This window comes from Streptomyces sp. NPDC048349 (assembly GCF_040651925.1).
GTDB lineage: Bacteria > Actinomycetota > Actinomycetes > Streptomycetales > Streptomycetaceae > Streptomyces.
Genome location: NZ_JBEZLA010000005.1, coordinates 107,900 through 132,567, shown reverse-complemented (window position 1 = coordinate 132,567; position 24,668 = coordinate 107,900). Strand labels below are relative to the sequence as shown.

At 74.4% G+C, this 24,668-nt stretch carries 19 protein-coding genes; 8 read left to right on the top strand and 11 right to left on the bottom strand.

All coding sequences use genetic code 11. From position 1 onward, the window contains the following. Nucleotides 1-36 precede the first annotated feature (36 nt). Nucleotides 37-531 (top strand): MarR family transcriptional regulator, encoded by a 495-nt coding sequence (locus tag AB0D44_RS05555; RefSeq protein ID WP_362584775.1) that lies wholly within the window; start codon nt 37-39, stop codon nt 529-531. A 208-nt stretch (nt 532-739) separates the two neighbouring features. Further along, complete coding sequence (locus AB0D44_RS05550; RefSeq protein WP_362584892.1) at nt 740-2,116, top strand: DEAD/DEAH box helicase; 1,377 nt, start codon at nt 740-742, stop codon at nt 2,114-2,116. 3 nt (nt 2,117-2,119) lie between these two features. Here the strand turns inward: AB0D44_RS05550 and AB0D44_RS05545 are convergent, their stop codons facing one another. The 4 genes from AB0D44_RS05545 to AB0D44_RS05530 all read right to left on the bottom strand — a co-directional run bounded on the left by AB0D44_RS05545 (nt 2,120) and on the right by AB0D44_RS05530 (nt 5,280). Continuing rightward, on the bottom strand, nt 2,120-2,623 hold the full coding sequence (locus AB0D44_RS05545; protein ID WP_362584772.1) for a hypothetical protein: 504 nt from the start codon (nt 2,621-2,623) through the stop codon (nt 2,120-2,122). Nucleotides 2,624-2,686: 63 nt separating this feature from the next. After that, a complete protein-coding gene (locus AB0D44_RS05540) occupies nt 2,687-3,367 on the bottom strand; it encodes a GNAT family N-acetyltransferase (RefSeq protein ID WP_362584770.1) in 681 nt (226 codons plus the stop codon). A 131-nt stretch (nt 3,368-3,498) separates the two neighbouring features. Further along, nucleotides 3,499-4,011 (bottom strand): SRPBCC family protein, encoded by a 513-nt coding sequence (locus AB0D44_RS05535; protein WP_362584767.1) that lies wholly within the window; start codon nt 4,009-4,011, stop codon nt 3,499-3,501. Nucleotides 4,012-4,089: 78 nt separating this feature from the next. Continuing rightward, nucleotides 4,090-5,280, bottom strand: a complete 1,191-nt coding sequence (locus AB0D44_RS05530; RefSeq protein ID WP_362584765.1) for an NUDIX hydrolase — start codon at nt 5,278-5,280, stop codon at nt 4,090-4,092. 315 nt (nt 5,281-5,595) lie between these two features. Between AB0D44_RS05530 and AB0D44_RS05525 the strand changes: the two genes are divergently transcribed. The 5 genes from AB0D44_RS05525 (at nt 5,596) to AB0D44_RS05505 (ending at nt 14,864) form a co-directional block, all read left to right on the top strand. Then, on the top strand, nt 5,596-6,921 hold the full coding sequence (locus AB0D44_RS05525; protein ID WP_362584762.1) for a DUF418 domain-containing protein: 1,326 nt from the start codon (nt 5,596-5,598) through the stop codon (nt 6,919-6,921). Between the two features lie 41 nt (nt 6,922-6,962). Beyond that, the gene (locus AB0D44_RS05520; RefSeq protein ID WP_362584759.1) at nt 6,963-7,436 is read left to right on the top strand and encodes a hypothetical protein; all 474 of its coding nucleotides are present in this window, start codon (nt 6,963-6,965) and stop codon (nt 7,434-7,436) included. 130 nt (nt 7,437-7,566) lie between these two features. Then, nucleotides 7,567-9,357, top strand: a complete 1,791-nt coding sequence (locus AB0D44_RS05515; protein WP_362584757.1) for an RNA ligase family protein — start codon at nt 7,567-7,569, stop codon at nt 9,355-9,357. Next, a complete protein-coding gene (locus AB0D44_RS05510) occupies nt 9,357-12,407 on the top strand; it encodes a poly(A) polymerase (RefSeq protein WP_362584754.1) in 3,051 nt (1,016 codons plus the stop codon). The genes AB0D44_RS05515 and AB0D44_RS05510 overlap by 1 nt, the downstream gene beginning before the upstream one ends. A 300-nt stretch (nt 12,408-12,707) precedes the next feature. After that, nucleotides 12,708-14,864 (top strand): discoidin domain-containing protein, encoded by a 2,157-nt coding sequence (locus tag AB0D44_RS05505; protein ID WP_362584751.1) that lies wholly within the window; start codon nt 12,708-12,710, stop codon nt 14,862-14,864. Between the two features lie 249 nt (nt 14,865-15,113). On the opposite strand, the gene AB0D44_RS05500 is transcribed toward AB0D44_RS05505, so the two are convergent. The 5 genes from AB0D44_RS05500 to AB0D44_RS05480 form a co-directional block, all read right to left on the bottom strand. Continuing rightward, nucleotides 15,114-16,031: an NADP-dependent oxidoreductase gene (locus tag AB0D44_RS05500; RefSeq protein WP_362584889.1), complete on the bottom strand. Its 918-nt coding sequence runs from the start codon at nt 16,029-16,031 to the stop codon at nt 15,114-15,116. A 135-nt stretch (nt 16,032-16,166) separates the two neighbouring features. Next, the gene (locus AB0D44_RS05495; protein WP_362584886.1) at nt 16,167-17,513 is read right to left on the bottom strand and encodes a GH1 family beta-glucosidase; all 1,347 of its coding nucleotides are present in this window, start codon (nt 17,511-17,513) and stop codon (nt 16,167-16,169) included. A 107-nt stretch (nt 17,514-17,620) separates the two neighbouring features. Further along, nucleotides 17,621-18,490: a carbohydrate ABC transporter permease gene (locus AB0D44_RS05490; protein ID WP_362584748.1), complete on the bottom strand. Its 870-nt coding sequence runs from the start codon at nt 18,488-18,490 to the stop codon at nt 17,621-17,623. Continuing rightward, nucleotides 18,480-19,514: a sugar ABC transporter permease gene (locus tag AB0D44_RS05485; RefSeq protein ID WP_362584745.1), complete on the bottom strand. Its 1,035-nt coding sequence runs from the start codon at nt 19,512-19,514 to the stop codon at nt 18,480-18,482. Before AB0D44_RS05485 ends, AB0D44_RS05490 begins: the two co-directional genes overlap by 11 nt. Nucleotides 19,515-19,524: 10 nt before the next feature. Next, nucleotides 19,525-20,841, bottom strand: coding sequence for a sugar ABC transporter substrate-binding protein (locus AB0D44_RS05480; RefSeq protein WP_362584742.1), 1,317 nt, complete (start codon nt 20,839-20,841; stop codon nt 19,525-19,527). A 162-nt stretch (nt 20,842-21,003) separates the two neighbouring features. Between AB0D44_RS05480 and AB0D44_RS05475 the strand changes: the two genes are divergently transcribed. Then, nucleotides 21,004-22,314: an ROK family transcriptional regulator gene (locus AB0D44_RS05475; protein ID WP_362584740.1), complete on the top strand. Its 1,311-nt coding sequence runs from the start codon at nt 21,004-21,006 to the stop codon at nt 22,312-22,314. 217 nt (nt 22,315-22,531) lie between these two features. Here AB0D44_RS05475 and AB0D44_RS05470 read toward each other — a convergent pair whose 3' ends face one another. Together AB0D44_RS05470 and AB0D44_RS05465 are read right to left on the bottom strand one after the other, a co-directional pair. Next, a complete protein-coding gene (locus AB0D44_RS05470; RefSeq protein WP_362584738.1) occupies nt 22,532-23,608 on the bottom strand; it encodes an RNA ligase (ATP) in 1,077 nt (358 codons plus the stop codon). A 244-nt stretch (nt 23,609-23,852) separates the two neighbouring features. Further along, on the bottom strand, nt 23,853-24,602 hold the full coding sequence (locus AB0D44_RS05465) for a peptidoglycan-binding domain-containing protein (protein WP_362584735.1): 750 nt from the start codon (nt 24,600-24,602) through the stop codon (nt 23,853-23,855). Nucleotides 24,603-24,668: the final 66 nt, after the last annotated feature.

Sequence of the window (24,668 nt, the reverse complement as noted above, 5' to 3'; positions counted from 1 at the left end):
ACGAGCTAAGTAACTTAGATGCTAAGGAGTATTCGCGTGCAGGGCAAGCCCCGCCCCGCGGCCACGGCCGGGGAGGCGCTTTCGCGCATGGACCAGTACGTCGCCCTCGGCGTCATCGCCCAGCAGGAGGTGGCGCAGATGCTCGGGCTGAACGTCACCGACCTCACCTGCCTGGGCCACGTCCTCGGCGCCGGGGACACCCCCCTCGCCGCCGGCGACCTCGCCCAGCTGACGAACCTGACCACGGGCGCCGTCACCGGGGTGCTCAACCGCCTCGAACGGGCCGGATACGCCCGCCGCCAGGCCGACCCTGCCGACCGGCGCCGGGTCCGGGTCGTGGCCGACCCGGCGGCGACCGCCCGGATCTTCGCCGTGTACCAGCCGTTCTACGACCGCCTCGGCGCCCTGTTCGCCGACTACACGCCCGACGAGATCGCCGTGATCGCCGACTGGTTCGGCCGTGCCGCGGGCGAGGTCCGCGCCCACCTGGCGCAGGTGCGGTCCGGGGAACTGGACGCCGGGCCGCTGTAAGGGGCGCCGGCGGCCCCGCTGGTACCATGGGCGGTTGACCATCTCGTTTCCCGCTGCCTCGTTTCCTGCTGCGCGAACACTCTTCGAAAGGTCCTGCATGAGGAACCCGTCAGCTCATGGCCGATTCGGTGTGAAGGCCGGTGCCAAGCCGGGCGGCAAGTCCGGCGCCAAGGCACCCCGCAGCATCGGGCCGCAGGGTGAGTTCACGATGCACGAGCCGAAGGTGCCGGGGCTTGCGCCGGTGACCTCGTTCTCCGAGCTGGACCTGCCCGCCGAGCTGATGACGACCCTGGCCCGGCTGGACGTGAAGGAGCCCTTCCCGATCCAGGCCGCGACGCTCCCGAACGCGCTGGCCGGCCGGGACGTACTGGGCCGTGGCCGTACGGGTTCCGGCAAGACCCTCGCCTTCGGCCTCGCGCTGCTGGCGCGGACGGCGGGACGCAAGGCCGACCCGAAGCGGCCGCTGGCGCTGGTCCTCGTACCGACCCGCGAGCTCGCGCAGCAGGTGACCGAAGCGCTGACCCCGTACGCCGAGGCACTGGCGCTGCGGATGGCCACGGTGGTCGGCGGGCTGTCCATCGGACGGCAGGTGAGCGCGCTGCGCACCGGCGCCGAGGTCGTGGTGGCCACCCCCGGGCGGCTGAGCGACCTGGTCGGGCGGCGGGACGTCCACCTGGAGCGCGTGAAGATCACCGTGCTCGACGAGGCCGACCAGATGTGCGACATGGGCTTCATGCCGCAGGTCACCGAGATCCTCGACCAGGTGCACCACGCGGGACAGCGGATGCTGTTCTCGGCGACCCTGGACCGCAATGTCGACCAGCTGGTGCGCACGTACCTGAAGGACCCGGTCTCGCACTCCGTCGACCCGCAGGCCGGTGCGGTGAGCACGATGGACCACCACGTGCTGCACATCCACGCCGCCGACAAGATCTCCGCGGCCACGGAGATCGCGGCCCGCGACAACCGCGTGCTGATGTTCCTCGACACCAAGCACGGCGTCGACCAGTTCGTGAAGCACCTGCGGGCCATGGGCGTGCGGGCGGAGGGCCTGCACAGCGGCAAGTCGCAGCCGCAGCGCACCCGGACCCTGGCGCAGTTCAAGACCGGGGCCGTGACCGTCCTGGTCGCGACCAACGTCGCGGCGCGCGGCATCCACATCGACGACCTGGACCTCGTGGTCAACGTCGACCCGCCCGCCGACCACAAGGACTACCTGCACCGGGGCGGCCGAACCGCGCGGGCCGGCGAGTCCGGCCGGGTCGTCACCCTCGTCGCCCCGAACCAGCGCCGGGACATGGTCCGCCTGATGGCGGACGCCCGGATCCGGCCGACCATCACCCAGGTGCGGTCCGGCGAGGCGGCCCTGAGCCGGATCACCGGCGCGAAGGCCCCGTCCGGGGTGCCGCTGTCCGGATCCGCGCCGACGGACGCCAAGGGCCGGCCGTCCGGTTCGGACCTCGGCTTCCGCGGGATCGGCACCCGGCCGGGCCGGCCCGGCCGCGGGAAGGAGTCCCGCAAGACGATGGAGGCCCGGCAGGCCGCCGAGGCCCGCCGCGCGGCCCGGGTGCGCAAGGGCCTCTGACGGTCAGGGCCCGGCCTGGGCCAGGGTGCGGCGGCGCAGGCGTTCGGCGGCGGCGTTGCGGACCCGGCGGGTACGGGCGGACGCGGCGAGCAGGTTCAGCGCCTCGGACGAGTTCAGGCTCTGGGCGGCCGTGCGCTGGCACCAGTCGGACGCCGCGGTGAGCTCCGCCGCGGACCAGGGTTCGCCCCGGGTGATGGCCTTGAGCAGGGTCCACTCGTGCAGCCGCCGCTGGGGGAAGGCCCGTCCGGCCAGCGCCGCGGTCATCGCCCGGGCCCAGGCGGCGAACGCCTCGTCGTCCAGCAGCCGCGCCGCCCGGCGGTTCAGGTGGGTGACCACCGCGCTCTCGGCCATCACCGGGTCGGGATCGCGCAGGACGGCGGCCGCGGCCTCCGCCTCGGCGGACTGCCCCCGCGCTGCCGCCAGCGACTCCAGGTGGCGTTCGTAGCGCCAGTGCTCGGGCGGTGCGACACCCTCGCGGACCTGCTGGATCTTCTTTCCTCTCCCCATGGCACCCATTCCACACGACCTCCCCGGACGGCCGGCGGTCAGGGGTGCGTTGTCAGGGTCCGGTCAGGGCGCGCCGGCGGCCACGGGGGCCAGCAGCAGGGCCTCCGCGCCGACCGGCCGGTAGCCGGCGGCCTGGAAGGCGCGGACGCTGCGGGCGTTGCCCGTGGCCTGTTGCGACCAGACCGGCTGCCCGTCGGGGACGAGGTGGCGGGCGGCCCGGGCCAGTTCCCGGCCCAGACCCCGGTGGCGGACGTCCTCGTCGACCTCGATCGCCGTCTCCCAGCGCCCGGCGACGCCCCGGCCGAGGACGAGGACTCCGCCGTCGGCCGCCCAGACCCGCACGTCGTCGCGGCGGCGCAGGGCGCGCTGGACCCGGGGGTGGTCGGGGTCGGCGATCTCGCGGAGCTCCAGCGGGGGTTCGCCGGGCAGCGCCCCCGCGACGGTGAGCAGGTCGACCGTATCCGTGGTGCGGCCCGTACGGTCCAGCAGCGCCGTCAGGAAGCGCGCGTGCAGGGTGGCCGCGAGGTCGTCGCACTCGACGGCGGCGAGGGTGGAGCGCACCCACTGCGGGTCCTCGTCGGTGAACACCACGGAATGCGCGGTGAAGGCGATGACCCCCGCGTCGCGCCGGTTCTCCTGGGGTACGACGGTGGTCCCGCCGTCGGGCGGCGGGAAGCGCCCGTGCGCGGCGTCGTGCAGGATCCCGGTCAGCGTGCCGGCGACGCGAAGGCCTTCAAGTGCCATGGCGGTGCTCCTGGTTCATGTGGGGTACACATGATCCCAGGCGCGGGGCACACGCGTTCGGGCGGGCCGCCGGGAGCCGGTGCCGTGCGGGCCACGGACGGCTCTCCGGGGCCGTGGCCCGCCGGCGGGAGTCAGGCGCCGTCGGTCTCGCGGGGCTCCTCCTCCGGCTCGGGCAGCGGGGCGCCGGTCTCCAGGAGGGTCTTGAGGCTGGAGGCGAGCATCGGCCAGGCCCGGCCGCACATGCCGATCAGGGTGCCGCCGGGCTGGAAGTCCTCGTGGAGGATGGTCAGCCGCGCGAGGGTGTCGCCGACCGGCTCGATCTCGTACGTCACCTTCGTGCGCCGCTCCCCGGCCAGTTGGGCCCGCAGCTCTTCGTCGATCCCGGCCGAGGCCGCCCACTGCGGGCTGAAGGTGTGCCAGGTGTAGGAGAGCAGGCGGTCCGGGATGCAGTCCAGGACCACCTGCTCGGGGTCGCTGGTACGGGCCCCGCGTTCGACCCAGGCCATCTGCGAGCCCACCGCCCAGTCGGTCTCGAAGCTCAGGCCCCAGTACCGGCGGGTGAAGGCAGGTTCGGTGAGGGCCTGCCAGACCCGGGCGGGATCGGCCTGGATGTACAGGGTGTAGGTGATCGCACTGTCGCTCATGGCCCCATGCTGCGGGACCGCCGGCGCAGGACGCCGGATTTCCCGATCATGGCGACGGCCGCGGCCGGGAGGGCCGGGTCACCAGCGGGTCGCCGATTCCGGGAGTTCCGTGGGCGGGGTCCGGGTGGGGGCCGGGAGGCAGAGACGGGTGCGGGCCGCGTGGACCGCCGCGAGCTCGTGGGCGCCCGCCGGTCCCCAGTCGCTCAGTTCGCGGACCTGCTCGGGGGTGGCCAGCAGGCGGGCGTAGGCGGGGTCCGCGGCCGGCGGCAGACCCGTCAGACGGGCCGCGGTGCGGGCGTGGGCCCCGGTCTCCGCGTCGCCCGGGCCGTCACCGCGGCCACCGTCGCCGTACCGGTAGCCGAGCGGGAAGGCCCCGGCCACCGGGGCGGCCGTCGGGGGCGGGAGGTGGGCCGCGCCGGTGGCGCGGGCGATCAGGAGCAGCACCCGCCCGTCGGGGGCGAACAGCCAGCCCCGGCCGTCGCGTACGGGCAGCCGCGCGGGCACGGGGCCCGCGTGCCACGCGCCGTGCAGCGGGGTCCTGCGGGTGCGCAGGACCCCGAGCCGGTCGAGTGCGGTGGGCACGGTGGGCCGGCCGTCTTCCAGCAGGGCGGCGCCGGAACCGTTGATGCGGGCCCGCAGCGCGGACAGCGCGCGGCGGGCGTCGCCCGCGTCCATCAGGGCGGGCAGGTCGGCCGGCTCGGCGAAGTGGATGCCGGTGACCTCCTGGGCGGGGAGGCGGACGGCCGTGATCCGGTCCGGCGTCCAGGTGCCGCCGTCGTACACGTGGAGGATCTCGCCGGGGAAGCCCATCGCGGCCGGGAAGCCCGGAGTGTCGGCCGGGATCCAGTCCACGGCGAGGCCGCGCGGGTAGCGGCCGTCGACGCCGAGCTCCTCGCGCACCTCCCGGGCCGCCGCGGCAGAGGGCGACTCCCCCGCGTCCACGGCCCCGCCGGGCAGGAGGCGGTCGGACCGGTAGTCGACGCTCTGTACGAGGATCCGGCCGTCCGTGTCGGTGACGAGGACCACGGCTCCGGTCCACAGCGCTGCGCGCGAGGCACCGTACGCCTCGGGGGTCATCCAGGTCCCGGCCGCGCTGTCACGGCCGGGCGCGGACCCGGCACGTACGGCGGCGCCGGACACGGCCGCGCCGGACACGGCGGTGTCCGGCGCGACGTCGCCGGTTGCGGCATCGCCGGTTGCGACCTGGCCGGTTGCGGCAGCGCCGGACAGGACCGCTTCGGGGGCGGCCTCGTCGGTCAGTTGCGGCATCGGGACTCCGTTCACCGTGGGGGGACCCGCCGCCTGTGCAACAGCGGGCGCGGCCTCCTGGTTACGGCAGCGGGCCGGCCTCGGGCACTCGGCGAAGCCCCTGGCGCTTTACCGTCCCCATACCTCCTTATTACCTGGTTATGCGCTCCCTGCTACGTTCCGGTGGCGGACTGGCGGCCTGAAAACCGCCGGTCCGACCACGTCACCGCACCGGACCGAGGAGCCCTGCATGCGACGCGCCACCCGTACGGGCACCCGGGCGGACGCCGGAAGACGGTGCACCGTGCCAGGGCTCGCCCGGGCGGCGGCCGGCGCGTGAGCAGGACGGAGAGCCCCGGTGCGGGCAAGGCCGGTCCGCGGGAGGCCGGGATCGGGAAGGCCGGCCCGCGGAAGGCCGGGATCGGGAACGCAGGTCCGGGGCACGCCGGTTCGGTCAGGCTCGCCGGAGTCGACGCCGTCCGCGGGCTCGCCGTCCTCGGCATGTTCGCCGTGCACGTCGGCCCCGGCGCCCGGCCCGAAGGTGCCGGCTACCTGATCGTGGCGGCCGACGGACGCGCACCGGCGCTGTTCACCCTTCTCGCCGGCTTCTCCCTGGTCCTCGCCCAGCGCGGCCCGGACCCCACGGCGCGGCCCGCGGGCTGGACCGGGCGCTACCGCCCGCTGCTGATCCGCTCCGCCGTCCTGGCCGTGCTCGGCCTGTTCCTGGCCTCGCTGTGGCCCGGGATCCTGGTCATCCTGGCCTTCTTCTCCGTCTACTTCCTCGCCGCCGAACCCTTCACCCGGCTCTCCACCCCGGTCCTGACGGCCGTCGCGGGGGCCTCGGTGGTGGCGGGCCCCCTGCTGTCCTTCCTGCTCGGCCCGGTGTTCGGATACGGGGCCTCCGGGCGCGGCCTGGTCCCCGAGGCCACCGATCTGACCAGTTGGGCCGGCCTGGGCACGGTGCTCTGTGAGCTGCTGCTCACCGGCGCGTATCCGCTCGCCACCTACCTCCCGTACGTCCTGGCCGGGATGGCGCTGGCCCGTCTGTGCGACGTGCGGGAGCGGCCGGTGGCGCTGCGCATGGCGGGGTGGGGCACTGCCGCGGCCGCGGCGGGCTACGGCTCGGCCTGGCTCGCCACTCACGTGTTCGGGGCCCGGGAGCGGCTCCTCGCGGCGATCGCCGTCCACCACCCGGAAGCCGCGAGCGCCGCCGACCCGGTGCGCGAAGTGCTGCGCGGCCAGTACGGCGCCGTGCCCAGCACCTCCTGGGACTGGCTGCTCCTGGCCGATCCGTACAGCCAGACCCCGCTCGAGACCCTCGGCAACGCCGGCGTCGGCTGCGCCCTCATCGGCCTGTGCGCCCTCGCCGTCCGGCGTCGGCTGGGCGCCCGCCTGCTGAGCCCGGTGGCCGTGCTCGGAGCCATGGCGCTGAGCGCGTACGTGGTCCACGCCCTGGTCCTGGCCGGTCCGGCCCACGGCGCGTCGTCCTGGTCCGCCTGGCTGGGCTTCAGCGCCGCCGCCCTCGCCCTGACCTGGGCCTGGCAGCGCGCCTACGCCGGCACACCCCTGCGCCGCGGCCCCCTGGAACACGCCCTCCGCCTGGCGACCCGGCCCCGCGGCGGGGCCCGGGCGGCGGGCAAGGACGCGCACCCGTACGGGTGATGGGGGCGGCTTCGCCGGGGGCCGTGCGGCAGGGTGGGCGGATGCAGCTGTGCCGGACCCTGACCCTGACCCTCGCCTCGCTCACCCTGGCCACCGGATGCGTGACGGTGCGCCCCGCCGCTGCCCCGGACGCTCCGCGCCCGGGGCATCCGGCGGTCCGCCCCGAACCACGGCAACCGGCCCCGGACGCCTGGCCGTTAGGCCACCTGCCGGTCACCCCGGAGCCCGCCCCGCCGTCCGCGCCACCCGCGCCCGTACCCGTACCCGCCGTGGCCGGGCAGGAGCGGCCCGCTCGGCCGCCCCGGGCCGCCAAGCCCGTACGCCCCGCTCACCCCGCTCACCCGGCACGCCCGGCACGCCCCGTACGACCCGGCGAACCGGCCAAGCCCCGCAAGCGCGCCCCGGCGAAGGCCGCGACCCGGCCCGCCGCGCCGCAGCGCACGTACGACATGACCGCGCTGTGCGAGGCGGCGCGGGGCACGGTGTCGCCCTCCATCGTGGCCCTGTGCCGCTGAAGGACCCGGCCGGCGGGCGACAGCACGGCGGGGAAGGAACGCGGGCGGCCGCCGACCCGTTATTCGATGGAGGAGGCCACGGCGGATACGTAGGGTGACGGGCACCCACGTAGTCCAGCAGGAGCCGATCATGCGCACGCACTATCCCCGTACGCCCCATCTGCCGTGGTCCCCCGGGGCCACGGCGGACGATGTCCGGGTGGCCGGGCCGGGGGCGTTCGAGGGTCTGGCCGGGCGTGAGGTCGTGGTGACCGAGAAGCTCGACGGGGAGAACACCACCCTGTACGCGGACGGCCTGCACGCGCGGTCGCTCGACTCGGCCCACCATCCCTCCCGGGCGTGGGTCAAGGGCCTCCAGGGCCGGATCGCCGCGCGCATCCCGGCCGGCCGGCGGGTGTGCGGGGAGAACCTGTACGCGCGGCATTCGCTCGCGTACGAGGACCTCGACAGCTGGTTCTACGGGTTCTCGGTGTGGGACGGGGAGCACTGCCTGGACTGGGACGGGACCGTACGGTTCCTGCGCGGGCTCGGCGTGCCCACCCCGCGCGTCCTGTGGCGCGGCACTTTCGACGAGCGCGCGCTGCGCAGGCTGAAGGTCGACACCGCACGCCAGGAGGGCTACGTCGTACGGACGGTGGACGGCTTCGCGTACGGGGACTTCGGCCGCCGCGTGGCCAAGTGGGTGCGCGGCGGGCACGTCCGGACGGGCACGCACTGGATGTTCGCGCCGGTGGTGCCGAACGGGCTCGGTCCGGCGGCCCCGTTGTGGGCGGTCAGGTCCGGGGCCGAGGCGGACGCGGCGCAGCTGGCGGCAGCGGCCGGATGGGCGGGTGCTCCGCAGAGCGGCGAAACCGGGCAGACCGACGGGACCGACCGGGCCGGCGCGGTGCCGGCCGCCGAGGTGTGCGCCGACGTCACGGCGCGGCTCGACGCGTTGGGGCGGACCGGCGAGGACCGGCTGGCCGGGGTACTGGCCGCCGTACTGCACCGCGCGCCGCGCGCCGGGATCGCGGCGCGTCTCGCGGCGGGCCCGCTCGGGATGGGGCTCGCGCGGCGCGTGTCGGACCTGGTCGGGCTGTACCCGTACCTCCAGCGGCCGTTCCCCGACGCGGAGCGGCGGGCCGGGCTGGTGCGGATGGCCGCCGCGGCCGATCCGGGGGTGCTGCACGCCCTCGCCGCCGTGACGGCCGGTGACGCTCAGGCCCTCGAATGCGTGGAGTGGTCCGCGCTGTGCGCCGAGGAGGCGGGGCTGCTCGGCCCCGACCCGCTCGGCGCCCTGCGCACGGAGCTGCGGGAGGCGCTGGCCGCGCTCGGTCCCGACGCGGGCGACCGCTGCTGGGCCGAGGCGCGCCGGTCTTTCGCGCAGGGGCGGATCGCCACGGCGCAGGAGGCGGTGGCGGCGACCTGGCGCTGGCGTGAGGGGACGTTTCCCCGGCTGGTGCAGCTGTGCGGGCCCTCGGGCAGCGGCAAGAGCACCTTCGGCCGCGCCCTGTCCGGCGTGGACACCTGCATCGGTCTCGACGACCTGCGGGCCGCCCGGGGTTCCCGGGCGGACCAGCGCGCCAACGCGGAGGTGCTCGGCGAGGGCCTCGACCGGCTCGGTGCCGCACTGGCCCGCGGAGGCACCGTGGTGTGGGACGCCACCTCGCTCACCGGCCGGCAGCGCGCACTGGCCGGCTCGGTCGCGCGCCGCCACGACGCGCTCGTCACCCATGCCGTCGTACTGGTCGACGAGGAGGAGCTGCGCCGGCGCAACGCGGTGCGCCCGCATCCGGTTCCGCCGCAGGTGCTGGAGTCGCAGCTGCACCGCTTCAGCCCGCCGTACGCAGGTGAGGCCCACCGGACCTGGTACATCGGCGCGGGCGGGACCATCGAGGACACGGCCGGCACCCTGGCCGCGCCGCAGGGCGGGGAGCTGTGATGCGCACCAGTGAGGAGCTCTACCACCAGGTCCGCTGGGACCCGCGGTTCGATCCCGCCCGGTTCGTCCTCGGGCTGCTCCAGCGCGGAGCCGCGCCCAAGCGCGTGCCGCTGCCGTCGTTCGTCCCCGGCGGCGACATCCCGTGGCACCGGGTGCTGTTCGTCGAGGCGGACGGGGAGCGGGTGTGGGACCGGGCCACGGGGGTGGACCGGATCGACGCCACCACCGCCGGGCGGGTGCGCGACCCGCGCCTGCTGCGGGCGCCGTTCTTCACCGCCCGGACCCCGCACGCCTGGGATCCGGCCGACGGCGGCGCCTGGCGACCGGCCCCGACTCCGGGCCCTGGCCCTGGCCCTGGCAGCGGCGGGGCCGGGGCCGAGGCCGAGGCACCCGCCGCGGTGCGGCTGCTGACCTGGAACACCCTCTGGGACCGGTACGACGGCCCGCGGATCGCGACCGCCCGGCGCAGGCCGCTGCTGCTGGCCGACCTGGCGTCCGCCGACGCCGACGTCATCGCGCTGCAGGAGGCCGAACCCGAGCTGCTGCGGATCCTGCTGGCGGCGGACTGGGTGCGGGCCGGGTACACCCTCGGCACGGATCCGGGCGGCCGGGACGTCACCGAGTGCGGGCTGCTGGTGCTGAGCCGGCTGCCGGTGCGGGAGGCGGGGCTGCACGCCCTCGGCCCGCACAAGGCGGTCACCGCCGTGACGGTGGACACCGCAGCCGGCCCCCTCGTCATCGCCGCGACCCACCTGACCAGCGATCACACCGACAACGGCGAGGTCCACCGGCGGAGCGAACTGGCGCGGCTGGCCGAGGGGTTGAGCGCAGTGGAGGCCGCCGTGGCGCTGCTCGGCGACTTCAACGACGGCGGCTCGGGGGCCGACGGCCCGGCCGCCGCTCTGGGCATGCGGGACGCGTGGAGCGAGGTCCACGGCGCCGCGGACGGGACACCCACCTTCGATCCTGTGGCCAATCCGCTGGCCGCCGTGGGCTCCCTGTCGGGGCGGGCGGGGCGGCTGGACCGGATCCTGCTGAGGGCATCCGGGGCGCGGGTGACCCGGGCGGCCCTGCGCGGCGACGCGCCCGGCCCGGACGGGCTGTTCATCTCCGACCACTACGGGGTGGAGGCGACCGTGGAGTTCGGGGGCGCCGGGCCCGCTCGGCTCGACGCGCGGGCGACGGCGCGCACGGCGGTGGCCTGGCTGCCGGCGGGGCTCCCGGAGGCGGTGCACGCACTGCGGCGGGAGCACGACCCGCAGGCCGGCCGCTGGCCCGCGCACGTCAACCTGATCTTCGGGTTCGTGCCCGAGTCCTCGTTCGAGGAGGCCTTGCCGCTGTTGGCCGAAGTGGCCGCGGACACACCGGCGTTCACGGCGCGGCTGGAGGGGGTGCACGGCTTCGGGCACCGGGAGGACGCAACCGTCTGGCTGGATCCGGCGGCGGCCGGCGAGGCGCCCTGGAAGGGGCTGCGGCAGGCGCTGGTGCGGCGGTTCCCGGGCTGCCGGGAGCACGCCGAGGGCTACACCCCGCATCTGACGCTGGGGCGCAGCCGGGATCCGCAACGGGCGGTCGCCGATTTCGGCGCGCGCCTCGGCGCCGGAGTGTCCGCGCGGGTCGGGGAGCTGACCGTGCTCTCGCGGCGCGGGGACGGGCCCATGCGGCCGCGGGCGGTCGTGGAGTTGGGGACGGGCCGGGTCCGGTGGCTGCCGGAGCCCTCCTGCCCGGCCGGGGCCGAACCGCCCGGCCCCGGACGCGCCACCCGTGCACGGCACGACGCCGCACCGCTCCACCCCGCACCGCCCCGCCTCGAACCGGCCCACCCCGCACCGCCCCGCCTCGAACCGGCCCACCCCGCACCGGCCCACCCCGCACCGCCCCGCCTCGACCTGCCCCACGCCGACCCGCACGGCCGGGCCGCCTCGGTCACGGCCCGGATCGCGCAGGCGCTGGACGACGGGACGGTGTGGGTAGCCGGATCCCGCCGCATGGGCTGTGCGCTGCCCGGAGCGGACCTCGACCTGGTGGCGGCGGTGCCGGGCGGCGCCGACATCGCGGAGGTAGGCGAGCGGGTCGCGGCGGCGTTGCCGGAGGCGGTGCGCATGCGCGAGGTGAAGGGCGCACGGGTGCCGGGGCTGCGGCTGAGCGCCGGTGGACTGGACGTCGACCTGGTGCTCGTCGCCACCGGCACGCTGGATCCCGCGCAGGCGGTGGCCCGCCGGGCGGAGCTGGGCGAGCAGGCCGCGGTCGCGCTGAGCGCGGTGAGCGACGCCGACACGGTTCGCCGCTTCGTGGGCGCGCAACACGCCGCCTTCGCCCGGCTGGCGCGGGAGGTCAAGGCCTGGGCCCGGGTACGCGGGCTGGACTCGGCGCCGTTCGGCGGACTGCCGGGGCTGGCCTGGGCGGTCATGGCGGCGCGCACGGTGCGGGCCGCCCCCGACCTGTCGCCGGACGCCTTGCTGCCGGACTTCTTCGGGACCTGGGCGGCCTGGGACTGGCGCGATCCGGTCGGCCTCGCCTCGCCCCCGCCGCCCGCTCCGCCCGCCCCGGGCGGGCCGGATCCGGTGACCGTCCTGACCCCTTCCGAGCCGGTCCGCAGCTGCACCGCGCAGGTGGGCCCGGGCGGGCGCGATCTCCTGGTGCGGGAGCTGTACCGGGCCTGGGAACTGCTGGACGCCGGTCCCGGTGCCTTCGGCGCGGTCATGACCGCCCCGCCACTGCACCGCAGGCACGCCGCCTGGGCGGTGGTGACCGTACGGACGCCCTCTGAGCCGGAGTTCGACGCGGCTCTGGGGCGCATGCGCGGCCGGATGCGGGCGCTGCTGGGGGCGCTGGAGGAGGCGGGCTGCGCGGACGCGCACGCCTGGCCGAGGCCCTTCGCAAGGGGCCCGGGCCTCGCCCGGTACGCGATCGGGCTGGGCGCTGCCCCGCCCGACGCGGCGCGCCTGGCCGCCGTCGCGGCGTCGTGGTCGCGCGGCCTCGCGGGGGTGGAGGTCTCCTGGGCGGCCTGCGGTGAGGTACCGGATCTGCACCGGGCCGTCGACGAGTAACGAACACACGGCAGCCACGAGCCTCCCCGAAGGGACACTTCCCGAACTCGGACCTGGCTCCGCCCCGCAGCAGCGGGCAGGGCGGGACGGAGCCGTGAGAGCTCAGTAGAGCCATGCCGAGTTTTTTGCGTCAACACTTTTCACAAGGATTGAAGAAACTCCGAGTTCAGAGGCCTGATGGGTGATTGACATACCGTTTGGCCTTCAGTTCGTGAACGCCAAAACCCTTGACGGCCCTGGCGGCGGGCAGTTCACTCACGCTTCGATCCCCCCGGATCCATGACGTCAGGAGCACCCCGCATGCCCCTCCTCTCCGATCGCCCTCCGCGGCTCACGGCCGCGTTGCTCGCCGCCGCACTGGTCGCGGCCCTCCTCGTCCTGCTGCCGGGCACCGCCGCCCAGGCCGCGCCCGTGCTGCTGTCGCAGGGCAAACCCGCCACCGCCTCCAGCGTGGAGGGCGCCGGCACCCCGGCCGGCGCAGCCGTTGACGGCGACAACGGCACTCGCTGGTCGAGCCAGTTCGCCGACCCGCAGTGGATCCAGGTGGACCTCGGCGCCACCGCCCGGCTGAGCCAGGTGGTCCTGCGCTGGGAGACGGCGTACGCGAAGGCGTACCGGGTCGAGCTGTCCACGGACGGCACCCAGTGGTCCACCGCCCACGAGACCTCGGCGAGCACCGGCGGCGTCCAGACCCACGACATCACCGGCACCGCCCGCTACGTCCGCGTGTACGGCACCCAGCGCTCCACCGCCTGGGGCTACTCCCTCTGGGAGTTCCAGGTCTACGGCACCGCCGGCACCGACCCGGCCATCCCCGGCGGCGGAGACCTCGGCCCGAACGTGATCGTCTTCGACCCGTCCACCCCGAACATCCAGGCCAAGCTCGACGAGGTCTTCCGCCTGCAGGAATCCGCGCAGTTCGGCTCCGGCCGCTACCAGTTCCTGTTCAAGCCGGGCACGTACAACGGCCTCAACGCCCAGATCGGCTTCTACACCTCGGTCTCCGGCCTCGGCCTCAGCCCCGACGACACCACGATCAACGGTGACGTGACCGTCGACGCCGGCTGGTTCGGCGGCAACGCCACCCAGAACTTCTGGCGTTCGGCCGAGAACCTCGCGCTGAACCCGGTCAACGGCACCGACCGCTGGGCCGTCTCCCAGGCGGCGCCGTTCCGCCGCATGCACGTCAAGGGCGGCCTCAACCTGGCTCCCGCGGGCTACGGCTGGGCCTCGGGCGGCTACATCGCCGACTCGAAGATCGACGGCCAGATCGGCAACTACTCGCAGCAGCAGTGGTACACCCGGGACAGCTCGATCGGCGGCTGGTCCAACGCGGTGTGGAACCAGGTGTTCTCCGGGACCCAGGGCGCGCCGGCGCAGTCGTTCCCGAACCCGCCCTACACCACCCTGGACACCACCCCCGTCTCGCGTGAGAAGCCCTTCCTGTACCTGGACGGCAGCGAGTACAAGGTCTTCGTCCCCGCGAAGCGCACCGGTGCCCGCGGCACCTCCTGGGGCAACGGGGCACCTCAGGGGAGCTCCATCCCGCTCAGCCGCTTCTACGTGGTCAAGCCGGGTGCGAGCGCGGCGACGATCAACGCGGCGCTGGCCCAGGGCCTGCACCTGCTGTTCACCCCCGGCGTCTACCACGTGGACCGCACCATCCAGGTCAACCGTCCCGACACGGTCGTGCTGGGCCTCGGCCTCGCCACGATCGTCCCGGACAACGGGGTGACCGCGATGAAGGTGGCCGACGTCGACGGCGTGCGGCTCGCCGGCTTCCTGATCGACGCCGGCCCCGTCAACTCCCCCAGCCTGCTGGAGGTCGGCCCGGTCGGCGCCGCCACGGACCACGCGGCGAACCCGACCACCGTGCAGGACGTCTTCATCCGGGTCGGCGGCGCGGGCGCGGGCAAGGCCACGCTCGGCATGGTGATCAACAACCACGACACGATCGTCGACCACACCTGGATCTGGCGGGCCGACCACGGCGACGGGGTGGGCTGGGAGACCAACCGCTCCGACTACGGGTTCCGGGTGAACGGCGACGACGTCCTGGCCACCGGGCTCTTCGTCGAGCACTTCAACAAGTACGACGTGGAGTGGAACGGCGAGCGCGGGCGCACGATCTTCTTCCAGAACGAGAAGGCCTACGACGCACCCAACCAGGCCGCCATCCAGAACGGTGCGACCAAGGGCTACGCGGCCTACAAGGTGGCCGACTCCGTGAACACCCACGAAGGCTGGGGCCTGGGCAGCTACTGCTACTACAACGTGGATCCGACCATCCGTCAGGACCACGGCTTCCAGGCCCCCGTGAAGCCGGGCGTGCGCTTCCACGACCTGCTCGTGGTCTCGCTGGGCGGCAACGGCCAGTACGAACACGTCATCAACGGTGTCGGCGCCCCGACCTCGGGCACCACGACCGTCCCCTCCACCGTCGTCTCGTTCCCCTGATCCATCCCTGACCCCCGGAAGGAGCGGGGCGGCCCGGCGGCCGTCCCGCTCACCCCCTCCCGGGAGAACCCGCCCGACCGGTACTTCGACCAGTTCCCCGGCCGGCGCCGCACGCCTGCTGCCCCCGGCCCTCCCCCTCGGCGCGCCGCCCGTCCCCGACGGGCGGCGCGCACTCGCGCGTCCGGGAGGGCGACCCGGGCGGGAGGGCGACCCGGGCGGGAGGGCGACCCGGGCGGGAGGGCGCCCCCCTCACACCTCGATGACGATCTTGCCCGCCGTGTGGCCGGCCTGGCTCAGCTCGAAGGCCGTCGCCAGTTCCGCCAGCGGGAAGCTCTCGGCGACGGTCACCTTCAGCTGTCCGGCGTCCGCGAGCCGGGCCAGTTCCGCCAGGTCCTCGCCGACGGGGCGCACCCACATCCACTCGCCGCCCGAGCCGGTCACGGTCGGATCGGCGATGGAGGCGTGGCGGCCGTCGTCGTGCAGCACCCTGCGGGTGACGTCGAGGACACCGCCGACGAAGTCCGCGACGACGGTCGCGCCGTCGGGGACGAGGCCGAGGACCCGCTCGGCGAGCCCGTCCCCGTACTCCACGGGCTCGGCGCCCAGTTCGCGTACGCGGTCGTGGTTGCGCGGGGAGGCGGTGCCGATGACCCGCGCCCCCAGGGCGCGGGCGATCTGCACGCCGAAGGAGCCGACTCCGCCGGCGGCGCCGTGGATCAGGACGGTGTCGTCCTTGCCGGTGCGCAGCCGGGTCAGCACCTGGTAGGCGGTGAGGCCGGCGAGCGGGAGGGCCGCCGCCTCGGCCCAGCCGAGCGAGGCGGGCTTGTGCGCGAGGGCCCGTACGGGCACGGTGACGAACTCGGCGCAGGTCCCGCCGTGCACGTAGTCCTTTCGGACGTAGGCCATGACCTCGTCGCCCTCGGCGTACTCCGGGCTGTCGATCCCGACCCGCTCGACGGTGCCGGAGACGTCCCAGCAGGGCACCACGGGATACACGACGTCCATCAGGGCGTCGAGCCCACCGCTCATGATCTTCCAGTCGACCGGGTTGACCGAGGCGTACTTCACCCGGACGAGGACCTCGCCCGGGCCGAACTTGGGCACCGGGAGCCGGGTCTCCTTGAGCACCTCCGTCCCGCCGTACGTCTCGTACGCCATCCCTCGCATGGTGTTGCCCTGCGCCATGTACCCGACCTCTCCGTGAGCTGCTGGACCCGCCCCGGGGCCATCCCACCACGCGCGCCGCGCCCGGCCCGAGAAGCGGGGCGGGCGCGGTGCGGCGGTGCCCCGGCGGACGGGGCCTCAGCGGGCGGAGCGGTGCGCGGCGATGATCTCGGCGTAGCGGCGGCCGCTCGACTTCACGGTGCGGCGCTGGGTGGCGTAGTCCACGTGGACCAGGCCGAAGCGCTTGTCATAGCCGTAGGCCCATTCGAAGTTGTCCAGCAGCGACCAGGCGTAGTAGCCGGCCACCGGTGCGCCGCGGCCGGCCGCGCGGGCGCAGGCGGCCAGGTGGGAGGTGAGGTAGGCGGCCCGTTCGGGGTCGTGGACGCGGCCGTCGGGGGCGACGGTGTCGGGGTACGAGGAGCCGTTCTCGGTGATGTGGATGCACCGGTCCCCGTACTCCTCGTGCAGGCGCATGATCAGTGTTTCGAGGCCGTCGGCGTCGACCTCCCAGTCCATGCCCGTGCGCGGGACTCCGGGCCGGTCGATCTGACGGGCGAAGGGCGCGGGACCGGTGGGGTCGGTGGTGACGACCTGCGGGAAGTAGTAGTTGAGGCCGATCCAGTCGAGGGGGGCGGCGATGGTGGCGAGGTCGCCGGGGCGCTCGGGGAGGTCGACGCCGTAGACCTCGCGCATGTCGGCGGGGAAGCCGCGGCCGTGGACCGGGTCGAGCCACCAGCGGTTGACGTGACCGTCCATGCGCCGGGCGGCGGCCAGGTCGGCCTCGCTGCCGGTGGCGGGCTCGACGGTGGAGAGGTTGTTGACGATGCCGATGCGGGCGGCGGGACGGGCCGCGCGGACGGCCTGAGCGGCCAGGCCGTGGCCGAGCAGGAGGTGGTAGGAGGCGCGGACGGCGGCGGTGAGGTCGGTCCAGCCGGGTGCCATCCGGCCCTCCAGGTGGCCGATCCAGGCCGAGCACAGCGGCTCGTTCAGGGTGGCCCACTGGGTGACGCGGTCGCCGAGGCGTTCGGCCACGAGACCGGCGTACGCGGCGAAGTGCTCGGCGGTGGCGCGCTCGGGCCAGCCGCCGCGGTCCTGGAGCGCCTGGGGCAGGTCCCAGTGGTAGAGGGTGATGTTGGGCTCGATGCCGGCCGCGAGCAGCCCGTCGGTCAGCCGGTCGTAGAAGTCGAGGCCCTTGTCGTTGACGGGGCCGTCGCCGCCGGGCAGGACGCGCGGCCAGGCGAGGGAGAGCCGGTAGGCGTTGGTGCCGAGCTGCCCCATCAGGGCGATGTCGTCCGGCCAGCGGTGGTAGTGGTCGCAGGCCGTGTCGCCGGTGTGGCCGCCGTCGACGGCGCCGGGGACACGGCTGAAGGTGTCCCAGATGGAGGGGCCGCGGCCGTCCTCCCTGGCCGCGCCCTCGATCTGGTAGGCGGAGGTGGCGGTGCCCCAGGCGAAGTCGCGGGGCAGCGCGTCGAGGCCGGCGGGCAGCGCGTCGAGACCGGCGGGGAGCGCGTCGAGGCCGGACGGGAGTTCCCCGGGGTCCACTGAGCGGTCCGCGGCGGGCGCCCCGGGCAGGGGAAGGCTTCCGGAAAGGGTCATTTGACGGCTCCTGCCGTGAGTCCGGCCACCAGGTACTTCTGCAGCAGCAGGAAGCCGGCGACGACGGGGATGCTGACGACCAGCGAAGCGGCCATGATCTGGTTCCAGTACACGTCGTTCTGCGTGGAGTAGCCCTGCAGTCCGACGGCGAGGGTGCGGGTGGTGTCGTTCGTCATGACCGAGGCGAAGAGCACCTCGCCCCAGGCGGTCATGAAGGCGTACACGGCGACGGCGACGATGCCGGGCACGGCTGCGGGGATCACGACCCGCAAGAGCGCGCCGAGCGGGCCGCAGCCGTCGACGGTGGCGGCCTCGTCGAGTTCGCGGGGCACCGAGTCGAAGTATCCGATGAGCATCCAGATGGAGAAGGGGAGGGAGAAGGTGAGGTAGGTGAGGATGAGCCCGCCGCGGGACCCGTAGAGCGCGACCCCGGTGCTGTTGCCGATGTTGACGAAGATCAGGAACAGCGGGAGGAGGAAGAGGATCCCGGGGAACATCTGGGTGGAGAGCACGGTCACCGTGAAGAGGCGCTTGCCGCGGAAGCGGTAGCGGCTGACGGCGTAGGCGGCGAAGACGGCGATCACCACGGAGCAGACGGTGGCGGCGCCGGCCACGATCAGGGAGTTCACGAAGTACCTGGCGAGCGGGACGGTGTGCCAGATGTCGATGTAGGGCCGGACGGTGAGATCGGTGGGGATCCACCGGAACCGGCCCGCCACGTCACCCAGCGGTTTGAGCGAACTGGTGACCATCACGTAGACGGGCAGCAGCACGAAACCGGAGAGCAGGGTCAGGAAGACGGCCCGGACCACCCGGAAGGAGCGGGGCGGGTCGAGCGGGCTGCGGACCCGGGCGCTAGCGGGCATCGGAATCCTTCCGGCCGCGGGTGGTCAGGAGCAGGTAGCCGGCGGTGACCAGCAGGAGGAACAGCAGCAGGAGCACGGACATGGCCGATCCGGCGCCGAAGTTCCAGGTGACGAAGCTCGACTGGTAGATGTGGACGGAGATCAGGTCGGCGGCCTCGGGGGCCGCCTTGCCGAACAGCACGAACGGCGTGTTGAAGTCGTTGAAGGTCCACAGGAACAGCACCAGGACGAGCACCTGGTTGACCGCGCCGACCGAGGGCAGGGTGATCCGGCGGATCTGCTGCCAGATGCCGGCCCCGTCCAGCGCGGCCGCCTCGTACAGGTCCTTGGGGATGTTCTGCAGGGCGGCCATCACGATGAGGAAGGCGAACGGCCAGCCCTTCCAGACGGACACGGTCAGCAGCGCCCAGAAGCTGTTGTCGCCGAGCAGCCAGAAGGTGTGCTCGGCTCCGCCCAGACCGAGCTGGTCGTGCAGGACGTGGTTCACCAGCCCGTTGTCCCGTTGGAACATGAACGCCCAGGTGATCACGGCCGCGTAGGCGGGCAGGGCGTACGGGACGAGGAACAGTGCGCGCAGGACGCCGCGGCCGCGGAAGGTCTCCTGCATGAACACGGCGGCGGCGGTGCCGAGCAGCCAGCACAGGCCGACGGAGAGCAGGGTGAACAGGCAGGTGGTGAGGAAGGAGCCGAGGAGGGCCTCGCCGACGGGCCGGTTGACGTCGACGGCGAGTGCGTAGTTGTCGAAGCCCGTCCAGGGGGCGCGCGACCAGTCCCGGATGAAGAACTGGGTGAGCTCCCGGAAGCTCATGAGGATGCCCATCACCATCGGGACGAGGTGGATGAGCAGTTCGAGGAGCAGGGCGGGCAGCAGCAGGAGGTAGGGCAGGGCGCCGCGGCGCAGGCGGCCGGCGCGGGGCGGGCGGCCGGAGCGGCGCGTGCGGCCGGAGCGGCGCGTGCGGGCCGCCGGACCGTGCGGCCGCCCCTGCGTGGTGTCGGGCGGGAACGCGGTGGGTGCGGTGGTCATCGGGCGCGGCTCAGTTCGGCATCTGCTGCTGGGCCTTGGTGAGCTTCGCCTTGACCGACTCGGTGGTCACCGGCCGGCCGGCGGCCGCATCGGCGAAGAGCTCCTTGACCGCCGTGCCGACGGCGGTCTCGAACTGGGACTCCTCGGGTACCTGCGGGAGCGGGGCGGCGCTGGTGGCGAGGGTGGTGCGGAGCACGGTGAGGTCCTCGGTGGCGAAGGACGGGTCGCTCTGGGCGGCCTTGACCGGCGGGACGGATCCGTAGGTCTTGTTGAGGATCTTCTGCTCTTCGTCGCTGGTCATGAACTTCACGAACTTCAGGGCGCCGTCGATGTTGTCGGTGTTCTTGAAGACGGCCAGGTTGATGCCGGCGACCATGGAGTTGGTGGTGCGGCCGGTGCCCGGGGTGCCGCCGGCCGGGACCGGGACCGGGGCGACCCCCCAGTCCCCCTCCTTCATTCCGTGCGCCTTGAAGCTGCCGGCCGCGCTCTGCCACAGGACCATGGCGGTCTTGCCGTTGGCGAAGTCCTGGAGGGACTGGTTCTTGTCGTACTCGGCGTTGCCGGGCGCGATGACCTTGTCCCTGGCCATCAGGTCGACGTACTGCTTGACGGCCGCGACGTTGCCGGGGGCGTCGAAGGTGGGCTTGCCGGCGGCGTCGAAGAACTCTGCTCCGTGCTGCTTGGACAGGACGAAGGCCTGGTGGACGTTGTTGGCGGGGTTCGAACCCTCGGCGCCCAGGGCCCACTTGCCGTCCCCGGACAGCCGGCGGCCGATGGCGACCAGCTCGTCCCAGGTGGCCGGGGGCTTGGCGATGCCCGCCTCATGGAACATCTTCTTGTTGTAGTAGAGGGCGTACGACATGGAGTAGAGCGGCACGGCCGCCGGGTCCTTGCCGGCGGCGCCTGCCGAGCCGATGGCCGACTCGACGAAGCGGTCCCTGCCGCCGATCGCCTCGAAGTTCTTCGCGTCCCAGGGGAGCAGGGCCCCGGTGGCCTGGAGCGAGGAGGACCACGTGTTGCCGATGTTGAGGACGTCCGGGCCCTGTCCGGAGGCGGTGGCGGCGAGGATCCGGTTGAGCAGGTCCGACCAGGGGACGACCTCGAGCTTGACCTTGATGCCGGTCTGCTGTTCGAACTTCTTCAGCTCCGGCCCGAGCGTCGCCTGGTCCGCCGCGAGGTCGGGTCCCTGGTTGGAGGCCCAGTAGGTGAGCTCTCTGGGCGCCGTGTTCGTACCGCCCCCGGTGTCCGCGGATCCGCCGCCGCAGGCGGTGGCGGCGGTGGCGAGCAGGGAGACTGCGACAGCGGCGGCGGCTCTGGTTCTGCGCATGGCGGCTCGGGTCCCTTTCGGCGGGGTCGGGGAAGGCCGACGCGGGGTACTCCGTCCAGGCCTCCGCCTTAATTTAGGACGTGAGTTAAGCCTCGTGAAAGGGTCGCGTCAAGGGGTCGCGCAAGGGTATGTTGCGAGCGATGTCACTGCGGAAGGGGCCGGATGACCACGGGGCGTAGCGGGCGAACGGTGCGGGACCTGCGGCGGGGGAACCGAAGTGCGGTCCTCCAACGGCTGTACTTCGGCGGGCCGATGAGCCGCCAGGAACTCGGGCCGGCCACGGGGCTGAGCTCCGGATCCGTCAGCAACGTCGTCGGGGAGCTCGTGGCGGACGGGCTCCTGGAGGAGGCCGGGATCGTCGACTCCGACGGCGGACGGCCCCGCACCCTGCTGAGGGTGGCGCCCGGCAGTGGCCACATGATCGGCGTCGACGTCGGCGAAACCCGGGTCCGCGTCGAGCTGTTCGACCTCACGCTGACCGAACTGGCGCGCACCGAGCTGCCGTTGCTGCCGCGCGGCTGTTACGACGTCGGCCCCATCGTCGACCACATCCGCAACGGGATCGCCGCCGTACTCGCCGAGGCCGGGACCGGCACGGAGCGGCTGCTGGGCGTGGGCGTCGGCGTTCCGGGCATCGTGGACCGCGACGCACCGGGCGGGGCCGTGGTGCACAGCCAGACCATCGGCTGGGACGCCGTCCCGCTGGAGGAGCTGCTGCGCGCCACCGGAGCCCTGCCCGAGGGGGTCCCGTACATCATCGACAACGGGGCGCGGACGCTCGGCCAGGCGGAGATGTGGTTCGGCGCGGGGCGCGGGGCCCGGGAGGCCGTCGTCGTGCTCTTCGGCTCGGGGGTCGGCGCCAGCCTGATCACCGACGGCTCGCCGGAGGGCGGGACGACGGAGGGGACCCCGCTGGAGTGGGGCCACCTGACGGTCGCGGTACGCGGCCGGCGCTGCCGGTGCGGGGCGCTGGGCTGCCTCGAGGCGTATACGGGGGCCGAGGCCCTGCTGGGGCGCTGGGCGGAACGCGGCGGCGCCCCGGGCGGGCGCCCGGTGGGCTCCGTGGACGAGGAGGAGGCGCTCTCGGCCCTGCTGGCGGCGGCCGGTTCCGGGGACCCGGTGGCGCGGGACGTGCTGGAGGAGACCGCGGAGTACCTGGGAGCGGGGCTGTCGGACCTGATCAACCTGTTCCAGCCGGAGCGCATCCTGATCGGCGGCTGGGCGGGCCTGATGCTCGGCCCCCACATCCTCCCGACGGTACGGGAGCACGCGACCCGCTACGCCCTGCGCCACCCGGCCGGCCGGGTCACCGTCGGCCTGGGCTCCCTGGGCCCCGATGCCGTCACGGTCGGCGCCGCCACCCTGCCCCTCTCCGCCTTCTTCGCGACGGGCGGCCGCCGCGTGCCCCCCGGGCGTCACAGCGAACCCCCGGGCTGGCACACGGCCCTGGAGGTCCGCAAGGCGGGCCTTTAGGGGCTGCTCGGCCGGCCGGTCCCCGCTGCGGATCAGGCCCCTGGCTCAGGGTCAGCCGCTGGACGGGGCAGGGCGCTGGACGGGGTCCGGCCGCCGGCGCGGGGTCACGCCCCGGCCGGGGGTCACGCCCCTGCACGGGGCCACGCCCCGGCCGGGGGTCACGCCCCGGGCACGGGGTCACGCCCCGGCCGGGGGTCACGCCCCCGGCGCGGAGCCGTCACTCGTACTCCGTGCCGCCCTTGCGGGTCAGGTAGGCCGGGCTGACCGCCTTGGCGATCGCGCGGCCGCCCACGACCGGGCTGTAGCGCTCCGCCGCCGGACGGATGACGACCCCCTCGCGCAGGTGCAGGCCCCGCCCGGACACGGTCTCCCGGCCGCTGGCCACCTCCAACACCTTGTCGAGGGCGTACGGGCCCTCGTACAGCCGCGGCACCACCGGCAGTTCACCGTCCGCCAGCACCGCCTCCGGTTCCAGCCACCGCACCTGGCCGTCGATCTCCGCGGACACGTCGAAGACCGCGTACCCCGGCGGCGTGTCGGCGCTGCGCACGTCCGTTCCGTACGCCAGGTCCTGGACGCCCGCGCCGTACACCTCGCCGAAGATCCCGATCCGCGACGCGCCGAGCCGCGCGGCCAGGGCGGCCGCGACCGCCGGTACGCCGTGGCCGCGCACGGCCCGCCAGTACACGTTGCGCTCGTCCTCGCAGAGCGCGAGCCCCTTCGCGCCGAACCCCTTCGAGGAGACCAGGACCCGCTCGTCCCGGGCGACGTACGTGAACAGGCAGGCGGTGCCGTGCAGCTTCTCGGTGAGGACGACGGGCTCACCGGGCTCGAAGACGTGCGGGTAGCGCTGGAGGTTCTCGATGTCCACCCACGGCATCAGATCCGGGGCCGACTCCACCTCGCCGTTCATCGTGGTCGGGACGGGCGGCGCCCATTTGGTGATGCCGAGCAGTTCCGCGAAGTCCGTGCCCTCCTTGGCCGCCTGCACGAGGTCGACGCCGGCGAGCGAGCGCGGCCGGCACACCAGCCCCTGCGAGAGCTCCCCGCGCAGCCGGACCGCCTTGACGCGGTCGGCGGAGCTGCCGGCGAGCCGCCCGGTCAGGCCGAGCTCCTCGATCAACCCGGCCGGCAGGACCGCCTGCTCGGGTATGTAGAGGGCGAAGTCACCGGTGCGGTAGGCGCCCTTGGCGACCACGGCGCGGTAGAGACCCACCTGGGCCAGCTCCAACGCATCGGCGTTCGGATGCTCATGGACGGTCAGCTCTTCTGCGGTGACGCGCAAAGTCGACATGGAAGGTCCCCCTCGGACGTGCGGATGTCGCGGTGACACCTACTCTCGGCGCCGCCATTTCCACTGGTCCAGCGCTTTTCGCGGTGCTAAGGAGCCGGCTCGCGGGGCCCGTCGGGGCTCGCCCCGGACATTTCCCCGGCACCCGGGAGTCCCGCATGTCACCTCGTCCCAGGGCGGGGGCCGGCGGCCCCGGGGCGGGGGCGACGGCCCCGGGGGCGGGGTCGGGCCGTCGCCGGGCGGATCGTCAGTCGAGGGCCGCCTGGGTGGCCGGGCCGTAGACGCCCGCCGGGTCGCCCTTGATGTCCCGGTCGCGCTGGAGCTGGCTGACACCGCGCTTGGTCTGGCCGTCGTACACGCCGGTGACCGAGACGTACGTGAACCCCTGCCCGAAGAGCAGTTCCTGCAGGGCCCGCACCTCGGGCCCGCGGTCCCCCATGCGCAGCGTCGCCGCGGGGACCGACAGCCGTCCGGCCGCCGCACTGGGCGAGGGCGGCTTCGAGCTCTGTCCCGCGGCCGGAGTGGACGCTCCCGGCGAGGCGGAGGCCGAAGCCTTGGCCGAGGGCGCGGCGGACCGTCCGGATGCGTCGGGGCCGGGCTCGCCCGCGCCCGGACTGCGCGCCGGGAGCACCGGCACGGACAGCTCGGGCGGCCGCCCGGAGCGGGGCGGCGGTTCCGGCTCGGAGCCGGTCAGCACGAGGACGATCCCGCCGGCGGCGGCCAGCCCGAGCAGGGTGGCGACGGTCGCCGCCGGCCCGCCGCCGCGCCGGCCCGCGCCGCGGGAAGCGGGGGCCGCAGCCGCCGCGGAGGGAGCAGGGCGGGGGGACGGCTCCGGGTCCGGGAACAGGAGCGGGCCGGAGTGCGGCCAGGCAGGCGTCGCGCTCGACCGGGAGGGCGCGCCCGGGGAGGCGACGTACGGGCGTACGAACAGATGGTCATCGGGGCCGCCCGCGCTCTCGTCGGAGGCGTGGGCGCGGTGTCTGCCCGGCTGGGACATCTGAGGCCTCTCCGAAACGCTGCTCAAGCGGTGGATCTCGATCGGCGCACTCTCGCCCTCCATGAC

What these genes read in the sequence shown, in the direction of transcription:
- AB0D44_RS05490 (WP_362584748.1), bottom strand. Translation starts at nt 18,490, where the DNA reads ATGCCCGCTAGCGCCCGGGTCCGCAGCCCGCTCGACCCGCCCCGCTCC.
- AB0D44_RS05480 (WP_362584742.1), bottom strand. Translation starts at nt 20,841, where the DNA reads ATGCGCAGAACCAGAGCCGCCGCCGCTGTCGCAGTCTCCCTGCTCGCC.
- AB0D44_RS05470 (WP_362584738.1), bottom strand. Translation starts at nt 23,608, where the DNA reads ATGTCGACTTTGCGCGTCACCGCAGAAGAGCTGACCGTCCATGAGCAT.
- AB0D44_RS05540 (WP_362584770.1), bottom strand. Translation starts at nt 3,367, where the DNA reads ATGGCACTTGAAGGCCTTCGCGTCGCCGGCACGCTGACCGGGATCCTG.
- AB0D44_RS05505 (WP_362584751.1), top strand. Translation starts at nt 12,708, where the DNA reads ATGCCCCTCCTCTCCGATCGCCCTCCGCGGCTCACGGCCGCGTTGCTC.
- AB0D44_RS05515 (WP_362584757.1), top strand. Translation starts at nt 7,567, where the DNA reads ATGCGCACGCACTATCCCCGTACGCCCCATCTGCCGTGGTCCCCCGGG.
- AB0D44_RS05520 (WP_362584759.1), top strand. Translation starts at nt 6,963, where the DNA reads ATGCAGCTGTGCCGGACCCTGACCCTGACCCTCGCCTCGCTCACCCTG.
- AB0D44_RS05485 (WP_362584745.1), bottom strand. Translation starts at nt 19,514, where the DNA reads ATGACCACCGCACCCACCGCGTTCCCGCCCGACACCACGCAGGGGCGG.
- AB0D44_RS05550 (WP_362584892.1), top strand. Translation starts at nt 740, where the DNA reads ATGCACGAGCCGAAGGTGCCGGGGCTTGCGCCGGTGACCTCGTTCTCC.
- AB0D44_RS05545 (WP_362584772.1), bottom strand. Translation starts at nt 2,623, where the DNA reads ATGGGGAGAGGAAAGAAGATCCAGCAGGTCCGCGAGGGTGTCGCACCG.
- AB0D44_RS05475 (WP_362584740.1), top strand. Translation starts at nt 21,004, where the DNA reads ATGACCACGGGGCGTAGCGGGCGAACGGTGCGGGACCTGCGGCGGGGG.
- AB0D44_RS05465 (WP_362584735.1), bottom strand. Translation starts at nt 24,602, where the DNA reads ATGTCCCAGCCGGGCAGACACCGCGCCCACGCCTCCGACGAGAGCGCG.
- AB0D44_RS05530 (WP_362584765.1), bottom strand. Translation starts at nt 5,280, where the DNA reads ATGCCGCAACTGACCGACGAGGCCGCCCCCGAAGCGGTCCTGTCCGGC.
- AB0D44_RS05510 (WP_362584754.1), top strand. Translation starts at nt 9,357, where the DNA reads ATGCGCACCAGTGAGGAGCTCTACCACCAGGTCCGCTGGGACCCGCGG.
- AB0D44_RS05535 (WP_362584767.1), bottom strand. Translation starts at nt 4,011, where the DNA reads ATGAGCGACAGTGCGATCACCTACACCCTGTACATCCAGGCCGATCCC.
- AB0D44_RS05500 (WP_362584889.1), bottom strand. Translation starts at nt 16,031, where the DNA reads ATGCGAGGGATGGCGTACGAGACGTACGGCGGGACGGAGGTGCTCAAG.